This window comes from Microvirga thermotolerans (assembly GCF_009363855.1).
GTDB lineage: Bacteria > Pseudomonadota > Alphaproteobacteria > Rhizobiales > Beijerinckiaceae > Microvirga > Microvirga thermotolerans.
Genome location: NZ_CP045423.1, coordinates 2,438,569 through 2,462,314, shown reverse-complemented (window position 1 = coordinate 2,462,314; position 23,746 = coordinate 2,438,569). Strand labels below are relative to the sequence as shown.

Below are 23,746 nucleotides of genomic sequence, written 5' to 3'. Positions count from 1 at the left end.
TATCATGGCTGAGAAGAAGGGCGCCGAAGATCGCCGCAAGGCTCGGGTACGCCGTGCGATCCGTAAGGCAGCGAATGGCCGTCCGCGTTTGTCGGTCTTCCGTTCGTCGAAGCAGATCTATGCCCAGGTCATCGATGACGAGCGCGGCGTGACCCTCGCGTCCGCCTCGACCCTCGAGAAGGACATGCGGGCCAAGCTGAAGACCGGCGCCACCGTCGAGGCGGCGAAGGAAGTCGGCAAGCTCGTGGCCGAGCGCGCGACCAAGGCCGGCGTGAAGAACGTCGTCTTCGACCGCGGCGGCTATCTCTATCACGGTCGCGTCAAGGCCCTGGCCGACGCCGCCCGTGAAGGCGGTCTGGATTTCTAACGGCGGGTAGTTGTCGAAACACCCTTAGCGAGCGGGCCCGCCGCCCGCGCAAGTGAGAGGTCTCATGGCGAGAGAACCCAGAGAACGTGCTGATCGCGAAGAGCGCGACAGCGAATTCGTCGACCGGCTTGTCCACATCAACCGCGTCGCGAAAGTCGTGAAGGGCGGCCGGCGCTTCGGCTTTGCCGCCCTGGTGGTGGTCGGCGACCAGAAGGGCCGCGTCGGCTTCGGCCACGGCAAGGCCCGCGAGGTGCCGGAGGCGATCCGCAAGGCCACCGACGCCGCCAAGCGGTCGATGATCCGCGTGGCGCTGCGCGAGGGCCGCACCCTGCACCACGACGTGAAGGGGCGCCACGGCGCCGGCCGCGTCATCCTGCGCGCCGCTCCCCAGGGTACCGGCATCATCGCCGGCGGCCCGATGCGCGCCGTCTTCGAGACGGTCGGCATGCAGGACGTGGTGGCGAAGTCGCTCGGCTCGTCCAACCCCTACAACCTCGTCCGCGCGACCTTCGATGCGCTGAAGAACGAGGACAGCCCGCGCGCCGTCGCCGCCCGCCGTGGCCTCAAGGTCTCGACGCTGCAGGCCCGCCGCCGCGATACGTCCGACGCCGACGTCGGCGCCGAAGCGTAAGGGAGGCCGATCCATGGCGAAGAAGCCTGCCGCCGAGACGGCGAAAACCATCACCGTTGAGCAGATCGGATCCCCGATCCGTCGCGAGGCCAAGCAGCGCCAGACGCTGATCGGCCTGAAGCTCAACAAGCTTCATCGGACCTCGACCCTTGTCGACACCCCGGCGGTGCGCGGCATGATCGAGAAGGTCAAGCACCTCGTGCGCGTTGTCGACGGGCAGTGAGGAGAGCGTCATGAAACTCAACGAAATTCGTGACAACGAAGGCGCCACGAAGAACCGGATGCGCGTCGGACGCGGCATCGGCTCCGGCAAGGGCAAGACCGGCGGCCGCGGCGTCAAGGGTCAGAAGTCCCGCACCGGCGTGTCCATCAAGGGCTTCGAGGGCGGCCAGATGCCGCTTCACCGGCGCCTGCCGAAGCGCGGCTTCAACAACCCGAACGCCCGCGACCTCAACGAGGTCAACCTCGGCCGCATCCAGCAGGCGGTGGAAGCCGGCAAGCTCGACCAGAGCGCGCCGATCACCGTCGACACCCTGGTCGCCGCCGGCGTGCTGTCCAAGCCGCGCGACGGCGTGAAGATCCTGGGCCAGGGCGAGCTGAAGGCGAAGCTCTCCTTCCAGGTGGCCGGCGCGTCCAAGTCGGCCGTCGAGGCGATCGAGAAGGCCGGCGGTTCGGTGACCCTCCTGGGTGCCGTTGCACAGGCGTAAGCCGAGGCTTACATCGAGAAGATCCAAGCGGCGGCCCGCGTCTGATCGTGAGGCCGCCGTTTGCGTGACGCCGATCACGTATCCAGTCAGTCAAGGACGAGACCCATGGCTTCAGCAGCCGAGCAACTTGCCGCCAACATCAATTTCGGCGCGATCGCCAAAGCCGAGGAATTGAAGAAGCGCATTTGGTTCACTCTCGGTGCGCTGCTGATCTACCGGCTCGGCACGTACATTCCGCTGCCGGGGATCAACCCGGAGGCCCTGCGGCAGAGCTTCCAGAGCGCCAGCGGCGGCGTCCTCGGCCTCTTCAACATGTTCTCGGGCGGCGCCGTGGAGCGCATGGCGATCTTCGCCCTGAACATCATGCCCTACATCTCGGCCTCGATCATCGTGCAGCTCCTCACCTCGGTGCTTCCCTCCCTGGAGGCGCTGAAGAAGGAAGGGGAGGCGGGCCGCAAGATCCTCAACCAGTACACCCGCTACCTCACCGTCCTGCTCGCCGTGTTCCAGTCCTGGGGCATCGCGGTCGGCCTGCAGAGCTCCGGCAGCATCGTGAGCGCACCCGGGCCGTTCTTCCTCATCTCCGCCGTGATCACCCTGACCGGCGGCACCATGTTCCTCATGTGGCTCGGCGAGCAGATCACCTCCCGGGGCATCGGCAACGGCACCTCGCTCATCATCTTCGCCGGCATCGTCGCAAACCTGCCGCAGGCCATTGCCGGGACCCTCGAGCTCGGCCGCCAGGGCGCCATCTCGACGCCGATCATCCTCGGCGTGCTGGTCATGGCCGTGCTCATCATCTACTTTGTGGTGTTCATGGAGCGTGCCCAGCGGCGGCTGCTGATCAACTATCCCAAGCGCCAGGTCGGCAACCGCATGTACGAGGGGCAGACCTCGTTCCTGCCGCTCAAGCTCAACACCTCCGGCGTCATTCCGCCGATCTTCGCCTCCTCGCTTTTGCTCCTGCCGGCCACCATCGCCAGCTTCCAGACCTCGACCGACGGAACCGGCTTCATCGCGACCCTGACCGCCTATCTCGGCCACGGGCGCCCGGCCTACATGTTCCTCTACGCGGCGCTGATCGTCTTCTTCGCGTTCTTCTACACGGCCATCGTGTTCAACCCGCAGGAGACGGCGGACAACCTGAAGAAGCACGGCGGCTTCATCCCGGGCATCCGCCCCGGCGAGCGCACTGCCGAGTTCATCGATCAGGTGTTGACACGCATCACCGTCCTCGGTGCAGCTTACCTTGTCATCATCTGTCTGATTCCCGAGTTCCTGGTCTCGTATGCGGCCCTGCCGTTCTACTTCGGCGGCACCTCGCTCCTGATCGTGGTCTCGGTGACGATGGACACGGTGGCTCAGGTCCATGGCCATCTGCTCGCCCACCAGTACGAAGGGCTGGTGAAGAAGGCCAAGCTCAGGGGCGCCAGACGGCGCTAGGGCATCGAGCGCGAAACTGGGGGCCGGTCTTGCGCGGAAAGATGCTCAAGATCAGAAACTTGGAGCATCGGACGTGAGCTCGCGTTCATGTCCGCCGCTCCGAGCGTTCGCTCCGCCGGAGGGCGGGGGCTCGACGAAATCAGGGGGACGTCGATGAGAATCATTCTGCTGGGGCCGCCTGGAGCCGGAAAAGGCACGCAGGCGGTACGCATGGTCGAGCGCCTGGGGGTTCCGCAGCTCTCGACCGGCGACATGCTCCGCGCGGCCGTGGCCGCCGGAACCCCGGTCGGCCTCAAGGCCAAGGAGATCATGGACCGCGGCGACCTGGTGCCGGACGAGGTGGTGGTGGGCATCATCGCCGACCGAATCGAGGAGCCGGACGCCCGCAGCGGCTTCATCCTCGACGGTTTCCCGCGCACGGTCGCGCAGGCCGAGGCGTTCGATGCGATGCTGCAGCGCAAGGGCCTCAAGCTCGACGCCGTCATCGAATTCAAGGTCAACGAGGCCGAGCTCGTGGAGCGCATCGTCAAGCGCGCCAAGGAGGCCGAAGCCCGCGGCGAGCCCGTCCGCAAGGACGACAACCCGGACGTCTTCAAGACCCGTCTCGGGGCCTATCGGACCCAGACGGCTCCGCTTTCCGCCTATTATGCGGGCAAGGGGCAGCTCAAGACCGTGGACGGCATGAAGTCCATCGACGAGGTGACCGAGGACATCAAGAAGATCCTCGGCCGGTGAGGGCAGGGGCCCGAGCGGCCCCTTCGAGGGCTGGGTTAGGGCTCTGTTCTGGCCTGCCGCGTGACGGCATACGCCTGCCCATGTATTGGCCGAACGTAATATCGGGCGGTTGACCTGCCCGGAAAGGAGGGCGTCCGGGCCAATGCGACCATGATGCCCGTCCAATGGATCGCCAAACCCCTTGACGCACCTTCCCCGATGCGCTAGGCAACCGCTTCTCGCAAAAGAAGACGCGATCCGGAGGGCTTCACCAGGGGCCGCTCCGCATTGTTGTGTTCTCATAAACCCGCGCAAGGGCCGGCCTCCACCGGACGCGCGACAACACCACCGAAGCTTCACGCTTCGCCACATGGAGATGGACGATGGCCCGTATTGCAGGCGTCAACATTCCGACCAACAAGCGCGTCGTGATCGCGCTCCAGTACATCCACGGCATCGGGCCCAAGAAGGCCCAGGAGATCGTCGAGAAGGTGAACATCCCGGCCGAGCGCCGCGTGAACCAGCTCACCGACGCCGAAGTGCTGCAGATCCGCGAGACCATCGACCGCGACTACATCGTGGAAGGCGACTTGCGTCGCGAAGTCTCCATGAACATCAAGCGCCTGATGGACCTGGGCGTCTATCGCGGCCTGCGTCACCGCCGCTCCCTCCCGGTCCGCGGCCAGCGCACCCACACGAACGCCCGCACCCGCAAGGGCAAGGCGAAGCCGATCGCCGGCAAGAAGAAGTAAATTTCCCCGTCGCCGCGTCCTCGGACGCGGCCTTTCTCCCGAGCGCCTGGCATCACGGGCGCGTTTGAAGGACTTGAAGTATGGCTAAGGAAGCTACCCGCGTCCGCCGTCGCGAACGCAAGAACATCGTGTCCGGCGTCGCCCACGTGAACGCCTCGTTCAACAACACGATGATCACCATCACCGACGCCCAGGGCAACACGATCTCCTGGTCGTCCGCCGGCGCGATGGGCTTCAAGGGTTCGCGCAAGTCGACCCCCTACGCCGCCCAGGTCGCGGCCGAGGACGCCGCCCGCAAGGCCGCCGAGCACGGCATGCGCACCCTCGAGGTCGAGGTCTCCGGTCCCGGTTCCGGCCGCGAGTCGGCCCTGCGCGCCCTCCAGTCGGCGGGCTTCACCGTCACCTCGATCCGTGACGTGACCCCGATCCCGCACAACGGCTGCCGTCCGCGCAAGCGTCGTCGCGTCTAAGGTCGTCCGGCGCGTGGGGGAAGCCCCGCGCGCGCTTCGGTTTCAAGGGTGGGCCCGTCCCGCCCTTCAAGCCGTACCTGCAAGAGGTGTGGTTGTGATCCAAAAGAACTGGCAAGAGCTGATTAAGCCGAACAAGCTCGAGGTCTCTCCCGGCGACGATCCGAAGCGCATCGCGACGATCGTGGCCGAGCCGCTCGAGCGCGGCTTCGGTACGACCCTCGGCAACTCCCTGCGCCGCGTGCTGCTGTCGTCCCTCCAGGGCGCGGCGGTGACGTCGATCCACATCGACGGCGTGCTGCACGAGTTCTCGTCGATCCCGGGCGTCCGCGAGGACGTGACGGACATCGTCCTCAACGTGAAGACCATCGCCATCAAGATGCAGAGCGAGGGTCCGAAGCGCATGACCCTGCGCAAGACAGGCCCGGGCCTGGTCACCGCGGGCGACATCAACACGGTCGGCGACGTTCAGATCCTCAATCCCGAGCTGGTCCTGTGCACCCTGGACGAGGGCGCCGAGATCCGCATGGAGTTCACCGTCGACACCGGCAAGGGCTACGTTCCGGCCGAGCGCAACCGCGCCGAGGACGCCCCCATCGGCCTCATCCCGGTCGACTCGCTCTACAGCCCGGTCAAGAAGGTCTCGTACCGCATCGAGAACACCCGCGAGGGCCAGATTCTCGACTACGACAAGCTGATCATGACCGTCGAGACCAACGGCGCCGTGTCGCCGGAGGACGCCGTGGCCTATGCGGCCCGCATCCTTCAGGACCAGCTCCAGGTCTTCGTCAACTTCGAGGAGCCCCGCAAGGAGGAGGCTGCCGCCGCCGCGCCGCAGCTGCCGTTCAACCCTGCGCTGCTCAAGAAGGTGGACGAGCTCGAGCTGTCGGTCCGCTCGGCGAACTGCCTGAAGAACGACAACATCGTCTATATCGGCGACCTCATCCAGAAGTCCGAGGCGGAGATGCTCCGCACCCCGAACTTCGGCCGCAAGTCGCTCAACGAGATCAAGGAGGTCCTGGCCTCCATGGGCCTGCACCTCGGCATGGACGTGCCGGGCTGGCCGCCGGAGAACATCGAAGATCTCGCCAAGCGCTTCGAAGAGCATTACTGAGAGGCGAATGGGGAAGAGCGAAGGGCGAACGGGCATCGACCGTTCGCCACGCGCCATTCGCCGCTCGCCATGAAGAAGAGAGACGGTCGTCCCTTGGCACGGCGGCCGGAAGATCAAGGAGAAAGCCATGCGTCACGGATTCCGCGGCCGTCGGTTCAACCGCACGTCCGAACATCGTAAGGCCATGTTCGCCAATATGGCGGCTGCGCTGATCAAGCACGAGCAGATCGTCACCACCCTTCCGAAGGCGAAGGACCTGCGCCCCGTCGTCGAGAAGCTCATCACCCTCGGCAAGCGCGGCGACCTGCATGCCCGCCGCCAGGCTGCGGCCCAGCTCCGTGACGAGGACATGGTGAAGAAGCTCTTCGCCGTTCTCGGCCCGCGCTACAAGGACCGCCAGGGCGGCTACACCCGCGTCCTCAAGGCCGGCTTCCGTTACGGCGACAACGCCCCGATGGCGGTGATCGAGTTCGTGGACCGCGACGTGGATGCGCGCGGCCAGGACTCGGGCCCGACCCAGAAGGAAGAGGTCGTCGAGAGCGCCGCCTGATCGAGGCGGTGCATGCGAGCCACACGAGGCGGCCTCCGGGCCGCCTTTTTCTTTGGCGAAGCCGCGCGGAATCGAAAGGCCTGCGGTCCTGGAATTTGGCGCTTTCGCCCCCAGGTTCTATCAAGGCGCATCACCTGAACGGATTCGTCCCATGCGATTTCTCCCCATCCGCCGTTCGCTCATCGTCTTGGCCGTCGCTTGTCTCGGTGCCGCGGGGGCTCACGCCCAGGACCGCGCCGTCCCGACGAGCCGGGCGCAGGTCCAGCTCTCCTTCGCGCCTGTCGTCCGCGAGACTGCCGGGGCAGTGGTGAACGTCTATGCCACCCGTTCGGACCGCCGGCAGAACGCGGCGATGGAGGAGTTCTTCCGGCGCTTCTTCGGCGACGGCGCGCCCGGCCTTCCGCCGGGGCGGTCTCAGAGTTCCCTCGGCTCCGGCGTCATCGTCGACCCTTCGGGCCTCGTGATCACCAACAACCACGTGATCGAGAACATGAACGAGGTGAAGGTCGCCCTGGCCGACCGGCGGGAGTTCGAGGCGGACATCGTCCTGCGCGACCCGCGCATCGACCTCGCCGTGCTCAAGCTGAAGGGGGCCACCAGCCTCAAGGCCATCGAGATCGGCGATTCGGAGGCCCTCCAAGTCGGGGACATCGTGCTCGCCGTCGGCAACCCCTTCGGCGTCGGGCAGACCGTGACCCAGGGCATCGTGTCGGCCCTGGCCCGCACGCAGGTCGGCATCTCCGACTATCAGTTCTTCATTCAGACCGACGCGGCCATCAATCCGGGCAATTCGGGCGGCGCGCTCATCGACATGGGCGGACGGCTCGTGGGCATCAACACGGCGATCTACTCCCGCTCCGGCGGCAGCATCGGCATCGGCTTCGCCATTCCCTCCAGCATGGTCAAGGTCGTGCTGAACTCGGCGAAGAGCGGCGCGCGCCGGGTGGTCCGGCCCTGGCTGGGGGCGCGGCTCCAGGCCGTGGACGGGGAGATCGCGACGAGCCTCGGCCTCGACCATCCGACGGGCGTGCTCATCACCTCCGTCTACGACCGCAGCCCGGCGGCGGAGGCCGGGCTGAAGCGGGGCGATGCCATCCTGGCCGTGGACGGGCAGCCCGTCGACAACCCCGACGCCTTCGGCTACCGCTTCACCCTGAAAGGGGCCCAGGGCCAGGTGCCGCTGACGGTCCTGCGCGGCGGCAAGCAGACCGGCATCCAGGTCAGGCTCGCGCCGCCGCCCGAGGTCCCGCCCCGGGACCCGGTGCGCATCCGCTCCCGCTCGCCGCTGGCCGGCGCGACGCTCGTCAACATTTCGCCGGCGGTGGCGGAGGAGCTGCAGATCGACATGTCGGACGACGGCGTGGCGATCGCCGAACTCGACGAGCAGAGCGTCGCGGCGAGCGTCGGCTTCCAGAAGGGCGACCAGATCGTCGCCGTCAACGACGAGCGCATCGCCTCCACCAAAGACGCCGAGCGTTTCCTCAACCGCAGCGGAGGCTATTGGGAGATCACCATCAACAGGGGCGGGCGGGTCTTCACCACCGTTTTCGGCCGGTGACGGCCTGGACGGTGACCGAGGGCCTCTCCGCCGCCGAGACCGAGACGGTCTTCCGCTGGATCGGGCAGGAGAGCTACTGGGCGAGAGGACTGCCCCGGCCGATCTTCGACCGTTCGCTGCAGAACTCCCTCTGCTTCGCCCTGCGGGACGGGCAGGGCGGCTTGCGGGGCTTCGCGCGCGTCGTCACCGACCGGGCCACCTTCGCCTATCTCTGCGACGTGTTCGTCTGTCCCTCCACGCGCGGGAAGGGCGGCGGGAAGGCTCTGATCCGGGCGGTCCTGGACCATCCGGACCTGCAGGATCTCCGCCGCTGGATGCTGGTGACGCGGGATGCCCATGGGCTCTATGCTCCCTTCGGCTTCGAGCCGCTCGCCGACCCGGCGCGGGTCATGGTGCGCGTGGATCCCGGCATCTATGCGCGCCTGAACGCCGGGGGCGGGGGCAACGGCCGGGCTCCGACCCCATAGGCGACCATGAGCGACCTGTTTTCATCCGCCGGCCTCGACCGGAACGCCCCCAGGCCCCTGGCCGACCGGATGCGCCCCACCGTCCTGTCCGAGGTGGTCGGACAGGATCATCTGGTCGGGCCGGACGGCATCCTGACGCGGCTCATCGCGTCGCGATCCTTGGGGTCGCTGATCTTCTGGGGGCCGCCCGGCACGGGCAAGACGACGGTCGCCCGCCTCCTGGCCCACGAGACGGACCTGCATTTCGAGCAGATCTCGGCGATCTTCTCGGGAGTCGCCGATCTCAAGAAGGTTTTCGAAGCGGCCCGCGCGCGGCGCACGACGGGGCGTGGCACGCTGCTCTTCGTGGACGAGATCCATCGCTTCAACCGGGCGCAGCTCGATGCCTTCCTGCCCGTGATGGAGGACGGCACCATCACCCTCGTCGGCGCCACCACCGAGAACCCGTCCTTCGAGCTCAACGCGGCGCTCCTGTCCCGGGCGCGGGTGCTGGTGTTCCGGGCCCTCGACGAGGCGGCGATCGCGAAGATCCTCGTGCGCGCGGAGGAGATCGAGGGCAGGCTCCTGCCCCTCGACGAGGAGGCGCGCGCCTCCCTGATCCGCATGGCGGACGGCGACGGGCGCGCCGCTCTGACCCTGGCGGAAGAGGTCTGGCGCGCCGCGAAGCCCGGGGAGACCTTCGACGCGGCGCAGCTCCAGGAGATCGTGCAGCGCCGCGCGCCGATCTACGACAAGGGACAGGAGGGGCACTACAACCTCATCTCCGCCCTGCACAAGACCATCCGCGGCTCCGATCCGGACGCGGCCCTCTACTACCTCGCCCGCATGCTCGACGCCGGAGAGGACAGGCTCTTCATCGCGCGGCGCCTGGTGCGGGCGGCGGTGGAGGACATCGGCATGGCGGACCCGCAGGCCCTCGTCGTCGCCAACGCGGCCAAGGACGCCTTCGATTTCCTCGGCTCGCCCGAGGGCGAGCTCGCGCTGGCGCAGGCCGCCGTCTACCTGGCGACGGCGCCCAAATCCAACGCCCTCTACACGGCCTACAAGGCCGCCACGCGGGCGGCGAAGGAGAACGGCTCCCTCATGCCGCCCAAGACCATCCTCAACGCCCCGACCAAGCTCATGAAGACCATCGGCTACGGGGAGAACTACCGCTACGACCACGACGAGCCCGACGCCTTCTCGGGTCAGGACTACTGGCCGGAAAAGATGGGCCGTCGGCACTTCTACGAGCCGGTCGACCGGGGCTTCGAGCGGGAGATCCGCAAGCGCCTCGACTGGTGGGAAAAGCTGCGGAAGGAGCGGCGGGGCGGGGGCGAGTAGGACCTGCCGTTTCTTGGGGGCTTCGAAGCATGCAGGCTTATCTTCTCGTCTTCCTCGGCGCCGGGATCGGCGGCGCGCTCCGGCACGGCGTCAACCTCGCCTGCGCCCGGCTTTTCGGGATCGCGTTTCCCTGGGGCACGCTGACGGTGAACGTGGCCGGATCGTTCCTGATGGGGCTCCTGGCCGGATGGCTTGCCTTCAAGGACGGGGAGAACTGGAGCCAGGCCCTGCGGCTCTTCCTGGCCACCGGCGTCCTCGGGGGCTTCACGACCTTCTCCTCGTTCTCCCTCGACGCGGTCCTGCTTTGGGAGCGCGGGCAGGGCGGTCTCGCCCTCGCCTATGCCGCGGCCTCGGTCGCCCTGTCCGTGGGCGGGCTCGCCGGCGGCCTTGCCGTCGTCCGCTCCATCGCCTGAGCGGTAGTGCTCCGAGGGGAAACGCGTCGATTGCCGCGTGGGCCGCGCTCTGTTACCCACTCTCTCATGAGACAGAGCGGTTCAGGACGAAACGGCGGACGCGGCGGACGGTCGGGCCTGCGGGAGGGCTCCCGCACCCGCGAGACCGGCCGCGCCCGCCAGGACGAAGCAAGGAAGCCCCGGAGCGCAAAGCCCGCCGCGGAGCGGCAGGCGCAGCCTGCGCCGCGTTCCAGGCCGCCCGCCGAAGCGCCGCGGCAACCGACCCGGGCCCAGGCCAAGGCGGCCGCGCAGGAGGTGCTGGCGACGGGCGTTCAGACCCTCGTGGTGGAACCGGACGAGGCCGACATGCGGGTCGACAGGTTCCTCGTCGCCCGTTTCCCCCAGCTCGCCTTCACCCATATCCAGCGCATCGTCCGGAAGGGAGAGCTGCGCGTCGACGGCAGGCGCGCGCAGCCGAGCGACCGGCTCCAGCCCGGCCAGAAGGTGCGCGTTCCGCCCCTCAAGCTCGAACAGCCGAAGCTCGTGGCGCGCAGTGCCGCGCGGGAGCAGAGCGACCGCGACTTCCTGAAGTCGATCACCCTCTACGAGGACAAGGACGTCCTCATCATCAACAAGCCCATGGGGCTCGCCGTGCAGGGCGGCTCCGGCACCACGCGGCATGTGGACCAGCTTCTCGAATCCATGAAGGACGCGGAAGGGCAGCGGCCCCGCCTCGTGCACCGTCTCGACAAGGATACGGCGGGCTGCCTCGTCATCGCCAAGACGCGCTTCGCGGCCTCGACGATGGCGAAGTCGTTCCGCTCGCGCACGACGCGGAAGATCTACTGGGCGCTCGTCGCCGGGGTGCCGCGCGTGCGGCAGGGACGCATCTCGACCTATCTCGCGAAGGAGGGCGAGGAGGGCGATGCGCGGATGCGGGTGGCTCGGCACGGGGAGGAGGGGGCGAGCCACGCGCTCACCTATTACGCCGTCGTCGACACGGCGGCGCAGAAGCTCGCCTGGGTGTCCCTGAAGCCCGTCACCGGCCGCACGCACCAGCTGCGCGCGCATACGGCGCATATCGGCCATCCCATCGTCGGCGATCCGAAGTATTTCGACATCGAGAACTGGGAGCTGCCCGGCGGCATCCAGAACAAGCTGCATCTCCTCGCCCGGCGCATCGTGATCGCGCATCCGAGGACGGGAAAGCCCATCGACGTGACGGCGCCCCTCCCGCCGCACATGCAGCAAAGCTTCAACCTGCTCGGCTTCGATGCCGGGCGCTACGATCCCATCGTCGACGCGCCGGAGGACTGAAGCATCGGGCCCGAGAGTGGATCTGCACTTTCGGGCTCGGCGCTCCCTACCGGGAAAGCGCATCGCCGAAGGCGGGGCCCTCCGGTCCGCGCGATGCGCGAGCGTGGCCACAATTCGAAAGAATCTTTCTTCCCGTAGTCGCACTTTTGCCGCGCCCGAGGCGCAGCATTTGTCGTCTCGGTACATCCTCGCGGCACATCCGCCTGGGCGGCCGGGCCATTGCAAGGAGAAAGATCGATGGAACACAAGCATCTTGATCAGCTCCGTAGCGTAGCCGATGTTCAGCCGCGGTCGATGACCCGGCAGGAGCGCCTTCAGCGTTGGGTCGAGCTTCTCGAGCGGAACCCCACGCGCCGCCTGAACTCCCTTGGTGAAATCGAGTACAAGCCCCCGGCGGAACGGGCCCTGATCCGCGTGGACGATTCCCCGCTTTCCGTCGCCTACGAGGATCCCGTGCTTCGGGCGGAAGGTCTGGCGAGCGACAGGCTCGGCGATGCCATGAACTTCTTCGAGCTCTCGGACGGTCAGGCGCACTATGCCTTGTGCTCCTGCCTGAGCGGACGCACGATGGAAGCCGCCTCCTTCGCCCAGCGCCTTCGCAACACCACGGACGGAACCGGCTGGCGTCCGGTCGCCGGCGCGTGGGCTCTGGCCGGCCTGGCCATGACCCTCCCGGGCTTCGTCTATCTGTTCACCTGACGCAGGCGAGAGCGGGACGACCGACGACAATCCATGATCAGGAGACCTTCGGGTCTCCTGGTCGCACCCTTTGACTGTTGCCGCGAAGGTCCCGATAAAGGACCGCCGAACGTCGAAGGGACGAACGAACCATGCTTCACATCGAGCCGGTCACGCTCGCGACCGACCGCCTGATCCTGCGGCCCATGAGCCTGGACGACGTCCCGGCCTTCGCGGAGGCTGCCAAGGACGGAGCGCTGTGGGAGAAGAAGACGACCACGGTTCCCCGTCCCGAGGAGTTCGAGCCTTACGTGCGGAAAGCCCTCGACCTTCAGGCCGCAGGACTGGCGCTTCCCTTCACGACGGTCGTGCGCGACGGGGAGCGGGTCGTGGGATCGACCCGTTACATGAACGTCGACGCGGCCAACCGCCGGGTCGAGATCGGCACCACTTGGATCGCCCGCTCCTGGCAGCGCTCCTTCGTCAATACGCACGCGAAGTTCCTGATGCTCAGGCATGCCTTCGAGGCGCTGGGCTGCAACGCGGTGGAGCTTCGCACCCATCGTCTCAACGACCAGTCCCGCGCCGCCATCGAGCGTCTGGGCGCGAAGCTCGACGGCATCCTGCGCCGGCACATGATCATGCCCGATGGGCATATCCGCGACACGGTGGTCTACAGCATCGTCAGCGAGGAATGGCCGGAGGTGAAGGCGCGCCTCGAGGAGCGCATGGCGCGGGCCGAGGCGCACGCCGGATGATGCCGCGAGGGCGGGACGGCGCCTCGGTCACTCCGGCACGCCCGCCTTTCTCAGCCCTTCCACGAAGACCTCGCAGTGGGCGAACTTGCCGAGCACCTCGCGAACCTCGCCGACGCGCAGCGGCGGGCCGATGCGATTGCTCGCGGCGATGAATTCCCGGGCTTCCTCGATGCGGCCCAGATGCCCGCAGCAGCTGATCAGCTGGTTGTAGTGCCCCGAATATTCCGCGAAGGCGGCGAGGGAGGACTTCATGAAGGGAAGCGCCTCCTCGAAGCGCCGGGCGGCCAGAAGCGCGAGCCCGTGGACTGAGGTGTAGAAGCCCGCGAAGCTGTCGAGCGGACTCATGCGCAGGGCCCGTCCGGTCTGCGCGATCGCATCGTCGTATCGTCCTGCCCTGATGAGCGCCCACCCGTAGGCCGTGCGGCCCAGGGCGAAATTGGGGTTGATCCTCAGCGCGGCCTCCAGCTCGATCAGCGCCCCGTCATGCTGGCCGGCCGTGCTGAGGCACAGTCCGAATACCATCCGGGCCCAGGGATCGCTCGGGTCCAGGGCGAGCGCGTCCTGCGCGTGGGCGGCGGCATCCCGGCGTCCCGTCTCGCTGTCGGGGGACCAGTTCCTCAGATGCGCGGCCCACCAGACGGCCCAGCTCAGCAGGGCGTGAGCCCTCGCATAGCCCGGGTTCCTGGCCAGCGCCTGTCGGAGAAGGACCTGCGCCTCCTCGTTCTGCCGCCGTTCCATGCGGTTGATGAGGCCCATGGCGCGGACGACGAGACCCCACGCGTCGACGCTGTCGGGCTGGCCGGTGGAGGCGCGGAAGCCCTCCTCCGCATAGAGATGGGGCTCCACGGCGGCGACGATGTGCTCCGTGATGTCGTCCTGCACCGCGAAGATGTCCTGCATGTCGCGGTCGTACTTCTCAGCCCAGATGTGCTTGCCCGTGACGGCATCGATCAGCTGCGCCGTGATGCGGATGCGCCGCCCGGAGGTCCTGACGCTCCCCTCCACCACGTAACGGACGCCGAGATCCTGGGCGACCTGGCGGATATCGACGGCCTTGCCCTTGTAGACGAAGGTCGAGTGCCGCGCGATGACGAGCAGCCAGCGCAGGCGGGCAAGCGCCGTGATGATGTCCTCGGAAATGCCGTCGGCGAGGAAGTCCTGCTCGGGATCGCCGCTCATGTTGGTGAAGGGAAGGACGGCGATGGACGGCTCGCCGGTGGGATTCGGAGCGATGCTCCCGCGAGAGCCGGAGAGCGCCGGCTGCGCGGCGGGTTCGAGCATGGCGCGCAAAGGCAAGTCCGTATGGGCCTCGACGATCGAGAGCGTCCTGTCCGAGAAGAGCCCGATCAGCAGCTTGTCGACGGTCGATTTTCCGAGCTTGGTCTTGAAGGCGAACTGCTCGCGCGAGATCCGCCCGCGCGCCATGTAGTCCCTGATGACAGCGGCAACCCGTTTCCTGTTGTCCATGGCTACGCCAATCCCAGACCGGAAGATGACCGGATCCCGGCAAACCCCGGAAAAAAGCCACGGAAAGGCCCTGCAGGTACAGCCGATCCATTCTTTCCGAAACGGAATGGAGGTCAAGCTCGATCCGGTTGCCGGCCTTTGCGCGCATGCTGCTCGGAGCGGTGAAGGTGCCGAATCGATAGGCCGCGCCGGACCGCCCCGCTCCGCTCAGGCGGCCTGCGCGGCGGCGAGGAAACGGTCGATATCGTCGCGCAGGCGGATCAGCTGGCGGTCGAGGGTCTCCTTTGCCTGAGCCACCTGCTGCGCCGCCGCGGTCGCCGATGCGGTCGACCGGTTGAGCGTCTCGATTCCGCGCACCATGACCTGGGTGTGACCGCTCGTCTGCTGGACGTTCGAGGCGATGTCGGCGGTCACGGCCGCCTGCTCCTCCACCGCGGCCGCGATGGCGGTCGCGATCTGGCTCACTTCCTCGACGACGCGGGCGATGTCCTCGATCTCGCCCGCGCTCTTCTGCGTCGCGCTCTGGATCGCGGCGATGCGGGAGCCGATCTCGGTCGTCGCCTTCGCGGTCTGGGTGGCGAGCGTCTTGACCTCCTGCGCCACCACGGCGAACCCCTTGCCGGCCTCGCCCGCATGGGCGGCCTCGATGGTCGCGTTCAGGGCGAGGAGGTTGGTCTGGGCCGCGATCTGATCGATCAGGTCGACCACGTCGCCGATCTCCTTCGCCTGCTCGGCGAGGCTCGCCACCGATTCCCTGCTGCGCTCCGCGCTCTCCAGGGCATGGCGCGCCACGTCGGCGGAGCGGCTCGCCTGTTTGCCGATCTCCTGCACGGACGCGGCGAGCTGCTCGGTCGCGGCGGCGCCGGACTGCATGTTGAGCGCCGTCCGTTCCGCGCTGCCGGTGACCTCGTCCGCAAGGGCGCTCGCGGCGCCGGTCGCCGAATCGAGGGTGGAGGCGCTCACGGAAAGCGCTTCGCTCGCCTCGCCGGAAATCTGGAGGCTTTCCTGAACCGCCCCGGAGAAGGACGCGATGGCTTCGGCGAGGGCCATGCCCCTCCGCTGGCGCTCTTCGACGAGGGCGTCCTGGTAGATCGAGATCGCGTAGTCCATGTCGAGCATGACGGCGCGGTTCACCGCGTCCATGCGGCGCGCGAGGGTGGCGCCGCCGAACCGGTGCCTGGCGGCGACGGCCCGCAGGATCTCGTTGAGAATGAAGGCGTAGCCGCCGATGTACCACCGGGGCTCCAGGCCGATCCTGTTGTGGACGAGGCCGATGCGGCGGATGCTTTCCATATAGCCCGCATCGAATCTGCCGCTGAACAGCCTGGCCCAGTGCTGCGACTGCGCCTTCACGAGGCGCTCCTGCTGCGACCCGATCAGGGCGGACAGATGGGGCTCCCGGTGCATATGGGCGTAGAACCGTTCGAGGATGCCGGGCAGGGCGGGCGCGATCGCCTGCCACGCCACCCGAAGCTCCCGGCAGACCTCCTCGTCGATTCCGAGAAAGCGGAGCCTCTCCGCGAGCGAAGCGATGTCCTGCATGATCGGTCCCTGATGGCGGTCTGGCCGGGACATCTAAGGTTCACGAGTTAATCCAGTCTTACGCTGCGGCAGCCGCTGGGCGGCCCGACCGCAGGCGCAGTTCCGCACGGGGCGGGCTTTCGCTAAGCTGCTCCGCGCTTGCGGCAAGCACGAAGGAAGGGGGCGGCATGCCATGACGGGCCGCGCAGGACAGATCGTCGGCCCGTGCGGCCTTGCGGGCCCTAAGGCCGAGAAGACGGTCGCGCTGGCTCTCCAGGGCGGCGGCGCCCACGGCGCCTTCACCTGGGGCGTCCTCGATTACATCCTGGAGGATGGCCGCCTCGCCGTGGAGGCGATCACCGGCGCCAGCGCCGGCGCCATGAACGCGGTCGTCATGCTGGAAGGATGGCTCGAGGGCGGCGCGGAGGGCGCCCGGGCGCAGCTGCGGCAGTTCTGGAAGCGGGTGAGCCTCGACGGGGTCCTTTCCCCGGTCCAGCGGTCCCTGTTCGACCGTTTCCTCAGCTACTGGACGCCCGACGGTTCCGACGCCCATTCCTGGATGCAGGCCTGGTCGCGCATGGCCAGCCCCTACGACCTGAACCCCCTCGACATCAACCCGCTGAGGGACGCCCTCGGCGGGCTGATCGACTTCGCGCGCGTCAGGGCCTGCACGCAGGCGCAGCTCTTCGTGACCGCCACCAACGTGTGGACCGGCAAGATCCACGTCTTCCGCCGCGGCGAGCTTACGGTCGATCACGTGCTGGCCTCCGCGTGCCTTCCGATGATCTTCAAGGCGGTCGAGATCGACGGCGAGCCGTACTGGGATGGCGGTTATACGGGCAATCCGGCCCTGTTCCCGCTCTTCTACGAGACGCGGACCGACGATGTCCTCCTGGTCCAGGTCAACCCCGTCGAGCGTCGGGAGACGCCGCGCACGGCCCAGGAGATCCAGAACCGCCTGACCGAGATCACCTTCAACGCCAACCTGCTGCACGAGCTACGGACCATCGAGTTCGTGATGCGGCTCATCGACCAGGGCAAGCTCTCCACGAAGGACTACAAGCGGGTGCTGATGCACCGGATCCACGGGGACCGGGCCCTCGAGGCGTTCACCGCATCCTCCCGCCTCGACGCAAGGTGGGAGTTCTTCAAGCGGTTGAAGGATCTCGGGCGCGCCGCCGCGCGGCAATGGCTCGCGGAGAACTACGCGGCCATCGGGCAGCGGAGCACCCTGGACCTGCGGGCCGCCTATTCTTGACGGGCCGCGTCCGGCTCGGGCATGGAGGGCGCGGCGCTTCTCTTCCCCGCGCCGCCCCGGTACGGGCGGTTCCGCTTCGCGGGCCGCGCCGCAGCAGACGGAACACGGCATTGAAACTCGTCATCTTCGATGTGGACGGGACGCTGGTGGACAGCCAGAACATCATCGTCGCCGCCCAGCACAGGGCCTTCGCCGCGGTCGGGCTGCCGCCGCCCACGCGGGAGCGGGCCCTGTCCATCGTCGGCCTGTCCCTCGCCGAGGCGTTCACCGTCCTCGTGGGGCCCGACGGACCCGTCGAGCGGATGGTGGAGGCCTACAAGGACGCCTTCGGGGAGCTGCGGGCCGACCCTGCCAACGCCGAGCCGCTGTTCCCGGGGGCGCTCGACTGCCTCCGCTGGCTGAGCGGGCGCGAGGACGTGCTCCTCGGCATCGCCACGGGCAAGTCCCGGCGCGGCGTGGCGCATCTCCTGGAACGGCACGGCTGGGGCGATCTCTTCGCGACGGTCCAGACGGCGGACGATGCCCCCTCGAAGCCGCACCCCGCCATGCTTCTCCAGGCGATGGGGGAGGTCGGCGCCGAGGCGCTGGACACGGTCATGGTGGGCGATTCGAGCTTCGACATGGCGATGGCCCGCGCCGCCAGGGTGCTGCCTCTGGGCGTATCCTGGGGCTTCCAGCCGGTGTCCGCCCTTTCGGAGGCGGGCGCGAGGCTGATCGTCGATTCCTACGGGGAACTGGAGCAGGCGCTGGGCCATTTCCTGGCGCAGGCTTCCCCCAGCGCCGCCTGAGGTCGGCAATGGCCATGAGCGACAACGACTGGTTCCCTTCCGCCGACGAGCCCGACCCGATCCGCGCCGCCCAGGCGGGAATGAAGCCGACCCTTCCCAAGCGATTCTACAGGGAGGCCGCCGTCGAGGAGCGCGACGGGCTCCATGCCCTGACCCTGGACGGCCGCGGCGCCCGCACCCCGGGCAGGCATCCGCTCGCCGTCGCCTCGCGGCCCCTGGCCGAGGCCATCGCCGCCGAGTGGGCCGCTCAGGGGGCGGAGATCGACCCCTCCACGATGCCGATCACCCGGATCGTCAATTCCGCCCTCGACGGCGTCGCGCCGCGGATGGCCGAGGTGGCGGAGGATCTCGTGCGCTATGCAGGCTCGGATCTTCTCTACTATCGCATGAGCGAGCCCGAGCGCCTCGCCCGGTCCCAGACCGCCGCCTGGGACCCGATCCTGGCCTGGGCGCGGGAGCGGCACGGGGCGCGGTTCGCCCTGGCGGAGGGCGTGATGCACGTGACCCAGCCGGAGGAGGCGATCGCCGCGATCCGCCGGGTCGTGGACGAGGTCGGCTCCCCGCTTGCCCTGGCGGCGCTCCATGTCATGACGACCCTGACCGGCTCGGTGCTGATCGCCCTGGCTCATGCCGAGGGCGTCCTCGACGCCGAGGAGGCCTGGGCCGCCGCCCATGTGGACGAGCTCTACCAGGAGAGCGTCTGGGGCGAGGATTACGAGGCGTCCGAGCGCCGGAAGAGGCGGCAGGCCGAGTTCGCCGCCGCCTCCACGGTCTACCGCCTGTCCCAGGCCTGATCCCGCGGCGGGACGGCCTCAGGCCCGCTGGAAGCGGATACCGCACTTCTTCTGGACGGAGGCTTCCTCGATGGCCTGCATGTGCCCCTTCAGGCGGGCGAGCTCCGCCGTCTGGGCGTTGTTCCCGCTCACGAAGAAGGCGGCGGGCCAGAAGATCACGACCGCGGCGGTCGTGGCGACCACGTCCTTCGTCCGCTGGGAATCCTGGGCGCCCGAGGCGGCTGCGGCGGCCGCGCTGACGCGCTGCGCCTCCTGGCCCAGCTCCTTGCAGCTGTAGCTGCTGTAGGTGCCCGACGACACGTAGGACGCGGCCACGTCCTCCGAGCGGCTCGCGCAGCCCGCGACGGCGAGCGAGGCGGCGAGCGCGACGGCGGAAAGGTTACGGATGTTGTGCATGGATGCCCCCAGTTGGAAGTGTTATAGCAATCGCTTCTTATTGTTGGGACCACTCTTTGTGAAGTGACGCCGAGCACATGGGCGTGGAACACCCGAAAGTGGGATGCGCGGGTGGATGCCCGAGCGCCCGTCCCGTGCTATGGCGGAAGGCGATTTCCTCCGACGTTCAGAGTTCATTCCATGAAAGACATCCTTGAACGGCTCGAAGAGCGGCGTGCCCAGGCGCGGCTGGGCGGCGGCACCAAGCGCATCGAGGCGCAGCACGGGCGCGGCAAGCTCACCGCCCGGGAGCGCATCGAGCTCCTGCTGGACAAGAACTCGTTCGAGGAGTTCGACATGTTCGTCGAGCACCGCTCGACCGACTTCGGGATGGAGAAGGTGAAGATCCCCGGCGACGGGGTGGTGACCGGCTGGGGCACGGTCAACGGCCGCACGGTCTTCGTCTTCGCCAAGGACTTTACCGTGTTCGGCGGCTCGCTCTCCGAGGCCCATGCCCAGAAGATCACCAAGATCCAGGACATGGCGCTCAAGATGCGCGCCCCCATCGTCGGCCTGTTCGATGCGGGCGGCGCCCGCATCCAGGAGGGCGTGGCGGCCCTCGGCGGCTACGGCGAGGTGTTCAAGCGCAACGTGATCGCCTCGGGCGTCATCCCGCAGATCTCGGTCATCATGGGCCCCTGCGCGGGCGGCGACGTCTATTCGCCGGCCATGACCGACTTCATCTTCATGGTGCGCGACCGCTCCTACATGTTCGTCACGGGCCCCGACGTGGTGAAGACCGTCACCAACGAGACGGTGACGTCGGAGGAGCTCGGCGGCGCCAAGATCCACACCACCAAGTCCTCCGTGGCGGACGGTGCCTACGACAACGACGTGGAGGCCCTGCTCCAGATCCGCCGCCTGCTCGACTTCCTGCCCTCCAACAACATGGACGGGGTGCCGGAATGGCCGAGCTACGACGATCCCAACCGGATCGACGAAAGCCTCGACACCCTGATCCCGGACAATCCCAACAAGCCCTACGACATGAAGGAGCTGATCCTGAAGGTCGTCGACGAGGGCGACTTCTTCGAGATCCAGGAAGCCTTCGCCCGGAACATCATCACCGGCTTCGGCCGCATCGAGGGCCGCACGGTCGGCTTCGTAGCCAACCAGCCGATGGTGCTCGCGGGCGTCCTCGACGCCGACGCGTCGCGCAAGGCGGCGCGCTTCGTGCGCTTCTGCGACGCCTTCAACATCCCCATCGTCACCTTCGAGGACGTGCCCGGCTTCCTGCCCGGCACGGCGCAGGAATACGGCGGCCTGATCAAGCACGGGGCGAAGCTGCTCTTCGCCTATTCCGAGGCCACCGTGCCGCTGGTGACCGTGATCACCCGCAAGGCCTTCGGCGGCGCCTACGACGTGATGGCCTCCAAGCACGTGGGCGGCGACGTGAACTATGCCTGGCCCACGGCGCAGATCGCGGTGATGGGCGCCAAGGGCGCGGTGGAGATCATCTTCCGGCAGGACATGGACGATCCGGAGAAGATCGCCGCCCGCACCAAGGAATACGAGGACCGCTTCATGTCGCCGTTCGTGGCGGCGGAGCGCGGCTACATCGACGAGGTGATCATGCCGCACTCGACCCGCCGCCGCATCGCCCGCGCCCTCGCCATGCTCAGGCACAAGGAGACGGAGCTGCCCTGGAAGAAGCACGACAACATTCCGTTGTAGGGCCGCGCCGGCGGCCCGGAGCCGCAAAGGGCTGCGGCGGGAAGGGGGCGGCGTCGCGCCCCGCCGCCACGTCCGTCGTCATTCCGGGACGGCCTTCGGCCGGACCCGGAACCCATAAGCACTCGCAAGGCCGACAGGGCGCAGCGGCTGCCGCCGCGTTTCTCCTTCACTGGCGGCGTTCATGGATCCCGGTCCTTCGGACGGCAGGACACTCCCGGCGCCGCCTACAGGGTTCCCAGCCATTTCCGCGTGAAGGCCAGGTCCTGCTGCGACAGGCCGTGGCCGACCGGGATCATCTCGTGCTTGACCAGGGCGCCGGCGGCGGTGAGCTGGTCGGCGAGCCGCGTGGCCTCCTCCGTGGGAACGATGGGGTCGAGCTGGCCCGAGATCATCAGCACCGGCAGGCCGGTGAGGTCGCCCTGCGGCGGCGCCTCGAGCGGGGCCATGGGACGCAGGAGGGCCGCGCCCGCGAGCGCCTCCGGACGCAGCAGGAGGACGGCGGCCGCGATGTTGGCGCCGTTGGAGAAGCCGACGGCCACCGGAGCGTCGAGGCCGTAGGCCTGCCGCGCCCCGGCGACGAAGTCGGCGAGCTCATGGGCGCGGGCCCGCACGTCGTCCTCGTCGAAGACCCCTTCCGCCAGGCGGCGGAAGAAGCGCGGCATCCCGTTCTCCAGAACCTTCCCGCGCGGGGAGAGGAGGGCGGCCCCGGGGCAGAGGATCTTGCCGAGGGACAGCAGATCGTCCTCGTTGCCCCCGGTGCCGTGGAGCAGGAGCAGCGGCGGATGCCCGGGCTCCGTCGCGGGCACGTAGCGGTGAATGAAGGACAGGCTGCTCATGGGGCTCGTCTTTCTCCCGGCGGGCCGGGGCGCGTCCCTTGCGGGGATTCTCATGCGAGGGCAGGCAGGGCGCGTTCGATGTCGTTGCGGTGCGGCTCCAGGAACGGCGGCAGCTTCAGCTCCCGGCCGAGCCGGTCGAAGGGCTCGTCGGCCATGAAGCCCGGCCGGTCGGTGGCGATCTCGAAGAGAACGCCGCCCGGCTCCCGGAAATAGACGGACCGGAAGTAGTTGCGGTCCTTCTGACCGGTGGCGCGGATGCCGTGATGCTCCGCGAGGCGCTGCACCATGGTCTCCTGCGCCGCATCGTCCGCCGCGCGGAAGGCCACGTGATGGACCGAGCCGGCCCCGAGGCGCCCGGGCAGGAAGCCGCTCGCATCCCGCACGTCGACCGTGCCGCCGAGTTCCGCATCGCCCCGGTAGCGGACGAGCGAGCCTTCCCGCGCCGTCTCCTTCAGGCCGAGGACGTCGGTGAGGATGTCGCCGGTCCGGACCGCATCGGTGACGAGGAGCGTCACCCCCTCCAGGCCCGAGATGGCGGCCCCCTGCGGGATCTCCCCGGCCGGGGCCGAGGCGGCCTCCGCGTCCGGGACGCCGACCAGCGCCAGATTCGTGCCGTCGGGATCCTTGAACGGCAGGACGCTCCGGCCGAACCGCCTCTCGGGCGCGCCGTGCTCCACGCCCTTTTCCAGGAAGCGATGGGCCCAGAAGCCGATGGAGGCCTCCGGCACGCGAAACCCGGTCTCGAGGGTCGAGCCCGCCCCGGCCCGGCCGGGCGCGGCGTGCTCCCAGGGGAAGAAGGTGAGGATCGAGCCCGGGGCACCGGATTCGTTGCCGTAGTAGAAATGATAGGTGCCCGGATCGTCGAAATTGACCGTCTTCTTCACCAGCCGCAGCCCGAGGACACGGGTGTAGAAGTCGATGTTGCGGCGCGCGGGCCCCGCGATGGCCGTGACGTGGTGAATGCCGTGATGGCTCATGGTCGCCTCCGAGGGGCGGGCAGCCGGCCCGCCTGCCGGTAACATGGGATCGCGGCATGGCCGCCCCCATGGCGGAAAGGCCCGCCTTGCGGGAATGCAAGGGAGCCGTCGCCGCCCGAGGCGCAAGATTCCGGCAACCAAAACGCGTCAACTTCGCTTAACCTCAACGGAAGGTCGGAAGATCCCGTTAACGTTTTACGCTCCCGCATCGTGAGAGTGTCGAAGCCGGACAGGAAAACAACCGGCGCATGCAGCAGCCGGGAGGAGTTGAACGGATGATCGGTGCAGATCTTCGGAACTTCATCGAGCGTGTTATCGACCGGCAGTTCATTTCTGCCGAGGACGTGGAGGTTTTGCGCGAAGAGATCCTGAGGAGCGGGCTGTCGAGCAAGGCGGAGGTGGAGGCGCTCCTGGCGCTCGACCGGACGGTGCGCGCCGACGCGAGCTGGGAGCCGGTCCTGACGGCCCTCGTGGTGGAGTTCATGGTCCAGGGCCGTGAACCCGCTGGGGTGGTGGAGCACGACGACGCGGCCTGGCTCGCCACCGTGCTGGACGTGGGCGGACCGACCCGGACCGCGATGGGCATCGCCTATGCGGTCCTCGACCGCTCGCGCACCGTCGGCGCCGCGCTCCTCGACTTCATCGTCCGCGGCCGCCATCTCGAGCGGCAGCAGGGCCTTGCGGCCTGAGGCCGGGCCAGACGAAAAGCTGACCCCGTGCCGCTTCCCGAACGGGCCGATGTGCAGTAACGGGAGGAA

At 68.2% G+C, this 23,746-nt stretch carries 27 protein-coding genes; 22 read left to right on the top strand and 5 right to left on the bottom strand.

The features are described 5' to 3' along the window. The first annotated feature begins 4 nt into the window (after positions 1-4). The 17 genes from rplR to GDR74_RS11430 all read left to right on the top strand — a co-directional run bounded on the left by rplR (position 5) and on the right by GDR74_RS11430 (position 13,238). Positions 5-367, top strand: coding sequence for a 50S ribosomal protein L18 (gene rplR, locus GDR74_RS11510; RefSeq protein WP_152586446.1), 363 nt, complete (start codon positions 5-7; stop codon positions 365-367). Positions 368-431: 64 nt separating this feature from the next. Then, positions 432-998: a 30S ribosomal protein S5 gene (gene rpsE / locus GDR74_RS11505; protein ID WP_152586445.1), complete on the top strand. Its 567-nt coding sequence runs from the start codon at positions 432-434 to the stop codon at positions 996-998. A gap of 13 nt (positions 999-1,011) precedes the next feature. Further along, the gene (rpmD, locus tag GDR74_RS11500; RefSeq protein ID WP_152586444.1) at positions 1,012-1,221 is read left to right on the top strand and encodes a 50S ribosomal protein L30; all 210 of its coding nucleotides are present in this window, start codon (positions 1,012-1,014) and stop codon (positions 1,219-1,221) included. Between the two features lie 10 nt (positions 1,222-1,231). After that, positions 1,232-1,705 (top strand): 50S ribosomal protein L15, encoded by a 474-nt coding sequence (gene rplO, locus GDR74_RS11495; protein ID WP_152586443.1) that lies wholly within the window; start codon positions 1,232-1,234, stop codon positions 1,703-1,705. A 105-nt stretch (positions 1,706-1,810) separates the two neighbouring features. Next, on the top strand, positions 1,811-3,148 hold the full coding sequence (secY, locus tag GDR74_RS11490; RefSeq protein ID WP_152586442.1) for a preprotein translocase subunit SecY: 1,338 nt from the start codon (positions 1,811-1,813) through the stop codon (positions 3,146-3,148). A gap of 153 nt (positions 3,149-3,301) precedes the next feature. Continuing rightward, entirely contained in the window at positions 3,302-3,883 is a 582-nt protein-coding gene (locus tag GDR74_RS11485) for an adenylate kinase (RefSeq protein WP_152586441.1), read from the top strand. A gap of 362 nt (positions 3,884-4,245) precedes the next feature. Beyond that, positions 4,246-4,614 carry a 30S ribosomal protein S13 gene (gene rpsM, locus GDR74_RS11480; RefSeq protein WP_152586440.1) on the top strand — a complete coding sequence of 123 codons (369 nt, stop codon included), beginning with the start codon at positions 4,246-4,248 and terminating at the stop codon, positions 4,612-4,614. Positions 4,615-4,694: 80 nt separating this feature from the next. Continuing rightward, positions 4,695-5,084, top strand: coding sequence for a 30S ribosomal protein S11 (gene rpsK, locus GDR74_RS11475; protein ID WP_091136316.1), 390 nt, complete (start codon positions 4,695-4,697; stop codon positions 5,082-5,084). A gap of 88 nt (positions 5,085-5,172) precedes the next feature. Further along, the gene (locus tag GDR74_RS11470) at positions 5,173-6,195 is read left to right on the top strand and encodes a DNA-directed RNA polymerase subunit alpha (protein WP_425486923.1); all 1,023 of its coding nucleotides are present in this window, start codon (positions 5,173-5,175) and stop codon (positions 6,193-6,195) included. Between the two features lie 127 nt (positions 6,196-6,322). Then, positions 6,323-6,745 carry a 50S ribosomal protein L17 gene (gene rplQ, locus GDR74_RS11465; RefSeq protein ID WP_152586438.1) on the top strand — a complete coding sequence of 141 codons (423 nt, stop codon included), beginning with the start codon at positions 6,323-6,325 and terminating at the stop codon, positions 6,743-6,745. Positions 6,746-6,896: 151 nt separating this feature from the next. Beyond that, positions 6,897-8,303 carry a Do family serine endopeptidase gene (locus GDR74_RS11460; protein WP_152586437.1) on the top strand — a complete coding sequence of 469 codons (1,407 nt, stop codon included), beginning with the start codon at positions 6,897-6,899 and terminating at the stop codon, positions 8,301-8,303. After that, the gene (locus GDR74_RS11455) at positions 8,300-8,770 is read left to right on the top strand and encodes a GNAT family N-acetyltransferase (protein ID WP_152586436.1); all 471 of its coding nucleotides are present in this window, start codon (positions 8,300-8,302) and stop codon (positions 8,768-8,770) included. The genes GDR74_RS11460 and GDR74_RS11455 overlap by 4 nt, the downstream gene beginning before the upstream one ends. 6 nt (positions 8,771-8,776) lie before the next feature. After that, positions 8,777-10,093: a replication-associated recombination protein A gene (locus tag GDR74_RS11450; RefSeq protein WP_152586435.1), complete on the top strand. Its 1,317-nt coding sequence runs from the start codon at positions 8,777-8,779 to the stop codon at positions 10,091-10,093. Between the two features lie 29 nt (positions 10,094-10,122). Continuing rightward, the gene (gene crcB / locus GDR74_RS11445; RefSeq protein WP_152586434.1) at positions 10,123-10,506 is read left to right on the top strand and encodes a fluoride efflux transporter CrcB; all 384 of its coding nucleotides are present in this window, start codon (positions 10,123-10,125) and stop codon (positions 10,504-10,506) included. Between the two features lie 66 nt (positions 10,507-10,572). Next, a complete protein-coding gene (locus GDR74_RS11440; RefSeq protein ID WP_152586433.1) occupies positions 10,573-11,802 on the top strand; it encodes an RluA family pseudouridine synthase in 1,230 nt (409 codons plus the stop codon). Between the two features lie 294 nt (positions 11,803-12,096). After that, on the top strand, positions 12,097-12,501 hold the full coding sequence (locus GDR74_RS11435; RefSeq protein ID WP_194164518.1) for a hypothetical protein: 405 nt from the start codon (positions 12,097-12,099) through the stop codon (positions 12,499-12,501). 131 nt (positions 12,502-12,632) lie between these two features. Next, positions 12,633-13,238 carry a GNAT family N-acetyltransferase gene (locus tag GDR74_RS11430; protein ID WP_152586432.1) on the top strand — a complete coding sequence of 202 codons (606 nt, stop codon included), beginning with the start codon at positions 12,633-12,635 and terminating at the stop codon, positions 13,236-13,238. A gap of 27 nt (positions 13,239-13,265) precedes the next feature. Here the strand turns inward: GDR74_RS11430 and GDR74_RS11425 are convergent, their stop codons facing one another. Further along, positions 13,266-14,705 carry a tetratricopeptide repeat protein gene (locus tag GDR74_RS11425; RefSeq protein WP_152586431.1) on the bottom strand — a complete coding sequence of 480 codons (1,440 nt, stop codon included), beginning with the start codon at positions 14,703-14,705 and terminating at the stop codon, positions 13,266-13,268. A 207-nt stretch (positions 14,706-14,912) separates the two neighbouring features. Next, positions 14,913-16,247 (bottom strand): globin-coupled sensor protein, encoded by a 1,335-nt coding sequence (locus GDR74_RS11420; RefSeq protein WP_152586430.1) that lies wholly within the window; start codon positions 16,245-16,247, stop codon positions 14,913-14,915. Positions 16,248-16,419: 172 nt separating this feature from the next. On the opposite strand from GDR74_RS11420, the gene GDR74_RS11415 reads away from it, so the two are divergent. The 3 genes from GDR74_RS11415 (at position 16,420) to GDR74_RS11405 (ending at position 19,066) form a co-directional block, all read left to right on the top strand. Next, positions 16,420-17,484, top strand: coding sequence for a patatin-like phospholipase family protein (locus GDR74_RS11415; protein ID WP_152586429.1), 1,065 nt, complete (start codon positions 16,420-16,422; stop codon positions 17,482-17,484). A 110-nt stretch (positions 17,485-17,594) separates the two neighbouring features. Beyond that, a complete protein-coding gene (locus GDR74_RS11410) occupies positions 17,595-18,272 on the top strand; it encodes an HAD-IA family hydrolase (protein ID WP_152586428.1) in 678 nt (225 codons plus the stop codon). Positions 18,273-18,286: 14 nt separating this feature from the next. Further along, positions 18,287-19,066, top strand: a complete 780-nt coding sequence (locus GDR74_RS11405) for an ATP12 family chaperone protein (RefSeq protein ID WP_152586427.1) — start codon at positions 18,287-18,289, stop codon at positions 19,064-19,066. A gap of 18 nt (positions 19,067-19,084) precedes the next feature. On the opposite strand, the gene GDR74_RS11400 is transcribed toward GDR74_RS11405, so the two are convergent. Beyond that, a complete protein-coding gene (locus tag GDR74_RS11400; protein WP_152586426.1) occupies positions 19,085-19,462 on the bottom strand; it encodes a hypothetical protein in 378 nt (125 codons plus the stop codon). A 180-nt stretch (positions 19,463-19,642) separates the two neighbouring features. On the opposite strand from GDR74_RS11400, the gene GDR74_RS11395 reads away from it, so the two are divergent. Then, entirely contained in the window at positions 19,643-21,175 is a 1,533-nt protein-coding gene (locus tag GDR74_RS11395; protein WP_152586425.1) for an acyl-CoA carboxylase subunit beta, read from the top strand. A 224-nt stretch (positions 21,176-21,399) separates the two neighbouring features. Here GDR74_RS11395 and GDR74_RS11390 read toward each other — a convergent pair whose 3' ends face one another. Both GDR74_RS11390 and GDR74_RS11385 read right to left on the bottom strand, forming a co-directional pair. Beyond that, positions 21,400-22,011, bottom strand: a complete 612-nt coding sequence (locus GDR74_RS11390; RefSeq protein ID WP_152586424.1) for an alpha/beta hydrolase — start codon at positions 22,009-22,011, stop codon at positions 21,400-21,402. 50 nt (positions 22,012-22,061) lie between these two features. Continuing rightward, positions 22,062-22,988 carry a ring-cleaving dioxygenase gene (locus tag GDR74_RS11385; RefSeq protein WP_152586423.1) on the bottom strand — a complete coding sequence of 309 codons (927 nt, stop codon included), beginning with the start codon at positions 22,986-22,988 and terminating at the stop codon, positions 22,062-22,064. A 275-nt stretch (positions 22,989-23,263) separates the two neighbouring features. Between GDR74_RS11385 and GDR74_RS11380 the strand changes: the two genes are divergently transcribed. Then, the gene (locus GDR74_RS11380) at positions 23,264-23,677 is read left to right on the top strand and encodes a hypothetical protein (RefSeq protein ID WP_152586422.1); all 414 of its coding nucleotides are present in this window, start codon (positions 23,264-23,266) and stop codon (positions 23,675-23,677) included. Positions 23,678-23,746: the final 69 nt, after the last annotated feature.

Excerpts from the sequence above, each read along its gene's own strand:
- rplR (WP_152586446.1), top strand. The coding sequence starts at position 5 with ATGGCTGAGAAGAAGGGCGCCGAAGATCGCCGCAAGGCTCGGGTACGC.
- GDR74_RS11395 (WP_152586425.1), top strand. The coding sequence starts at position 19,643 with ATGAAAGACATCCTTGAACGGCTCGAAGAGCGGCGTGCCCAGGCGCGG.
- GDR74_RS11440 (WP_152586433.1), top strand. The coding sequence starts at position 10,573 with ATGAGACAGAGCGGTTCAGGACGAAACGGCGGACGCGGCGGACGGTCG.
- GDR74_RS11400 (WP_152586426.1), bottom strand. The coding sequence starts at position 19,462 with ATGCACAACATCCGTAACCTTTCCGCCGTCGCGCTCGCCGCCTCGCTC.
- GDR74_RS11450 (WP_152586435.1), top strand. The coding sequence starts at position 8,777 with ATGAGCGACCTGTTTTCATCCGCCGGCCTCGACCGGAACGCCCCCAGG.
- GDR74_RS11425 (WP_152586431.1), bottom strand. The coding sequence starts at position 14,705 with ATGGACAACAGGAAACGGGTTGCCGCTGTCATCAGGGACTACATGGCG.
- rpmD (WP_152586444.1), top strand. The coding sequence starts at position 1,012 with ATGGCGAAGAAGCCTGCCGCCGAGACGGCGAAAACCATCACCGTTGAG.
- GDR74_RS11385 (WP_152586423.1), bottom strand. The coding sequence starts at position 22,988 with ATGAGCCATCACGGCATTCACCACGTCACGGCCATCGCGGGGCCCGCG.
- rpsE (WP_152586445.1), top strand. The coding sequence starts at position 432 with ATGGCGAGAGAACCCAGAGAACGTGCTGATCGCGAAGAGCGCGACAGC.
- GDR74_RS11430 (WP_152586432.1), top strand. The coding sequence starts at position 12,633 with ATGCTTCACATCGAGCCGGTCACGCTCGCGACCGACCGCCTGATCCTG.
- GDR74_RS11435 (WP_194164518.1), top strand. The coding sequence starts at position 12,097 with ATGACCCGGCAGGAGCGCCTTCAGCGTTGGGTCGAGCTTCTCGAGCGG.
- GDR74_RS11415 (WP_152586429.1), top strand. The coding sequence starts at position 16,420 with ATGACGGGCCGCGCAGGACAGATCGTCGGCCCGTGCGGCCTTGCGGGC.
- GDR74_RS11380 (WP_152586422.1), top strand. The coding sequence starts at position 23,264 with ATGATCGGTGCAGATCTTCGGAACTTCATCGAGCGTGTTATCGACCGG.
- GDR74_RS11485 (WP_152586441.1), top strand. The coding sequence starts at position 3,302 with ATGAGAATCATTCTGCTGGGGCCGCCTGGAGCCGGAAAAGGCACGCAG.
- GDR74_RS11390 (WP_152586424.1), bottom strand. The coding sequence starts at position 22,011 with ATGAGCAGCCTGTCCTTCATTCACCGCTACGTGCCCGCGACGGAGCCC.
- rpsK (WP_091136316.1), top strand. The coding sequence starts at position 4,695 with ATGGCTAAGGAAGCTACCCGCGTCCGCCGTCGCGAACGCAAGAACATC.
- GDR74_RS11460 (WP_152586437.1), top strand. The coding sequence starts at position 6,897 with ATGCGATTTCTCCCCATCCGCCGTTCGCTCATCGTCTTGGCCGTCGCT.
- rplO (WP_152586443.1), top strand. The coding sequence starts at position 1,232 with ATGAAACTCAACGAAATTCGTGACAACGAAGGCGCCACGAAGAACCGG.
- rpsM (WP_152586440.1), top strand. The coding sequence starts at position 4,246 with ATGGCCCGTATTGCAGGCGTCAACATTCCGACCAACAAGCGCGTCGTG.
- rplQ (WP_152586438.1), top strand. The coding sequence starts at position 6,323 with ATGCGTCACGGATTCCGCGGCCGTCGGTTCAACCGCACGTCCGAACAT.
- GDR74_RS11420 (WP_152586430.1), bottom strand. The coding sequence starts at position 16,247 with ATGCAGGACATCGCTTCGCTCGCGGAGAGGCTCCGCTTTCTCGGAATC.
- secY (WP_152586442.1), top strand. The coding sequence starts at position 1,811 with ATGGCTTCAGCAGCCGAGCAACTTGCCGCCAACATCAATTTCGGCGCG.
- GDR74_RS11405 (WP_152586427.1), top strand. The coding sequence starts at position 18,287 with ATGAGCGACAACGACTGGTTCCCTTCCGCCGACGAGCCCGACCCGATC.
- crcB (WP_152586434.1), top strand. The coding sequence starts at position 10,123 with ATGCAGGCTTATCTTCTCGTCTTCCTCGGCGCCGGGATCGGCGGCGCG.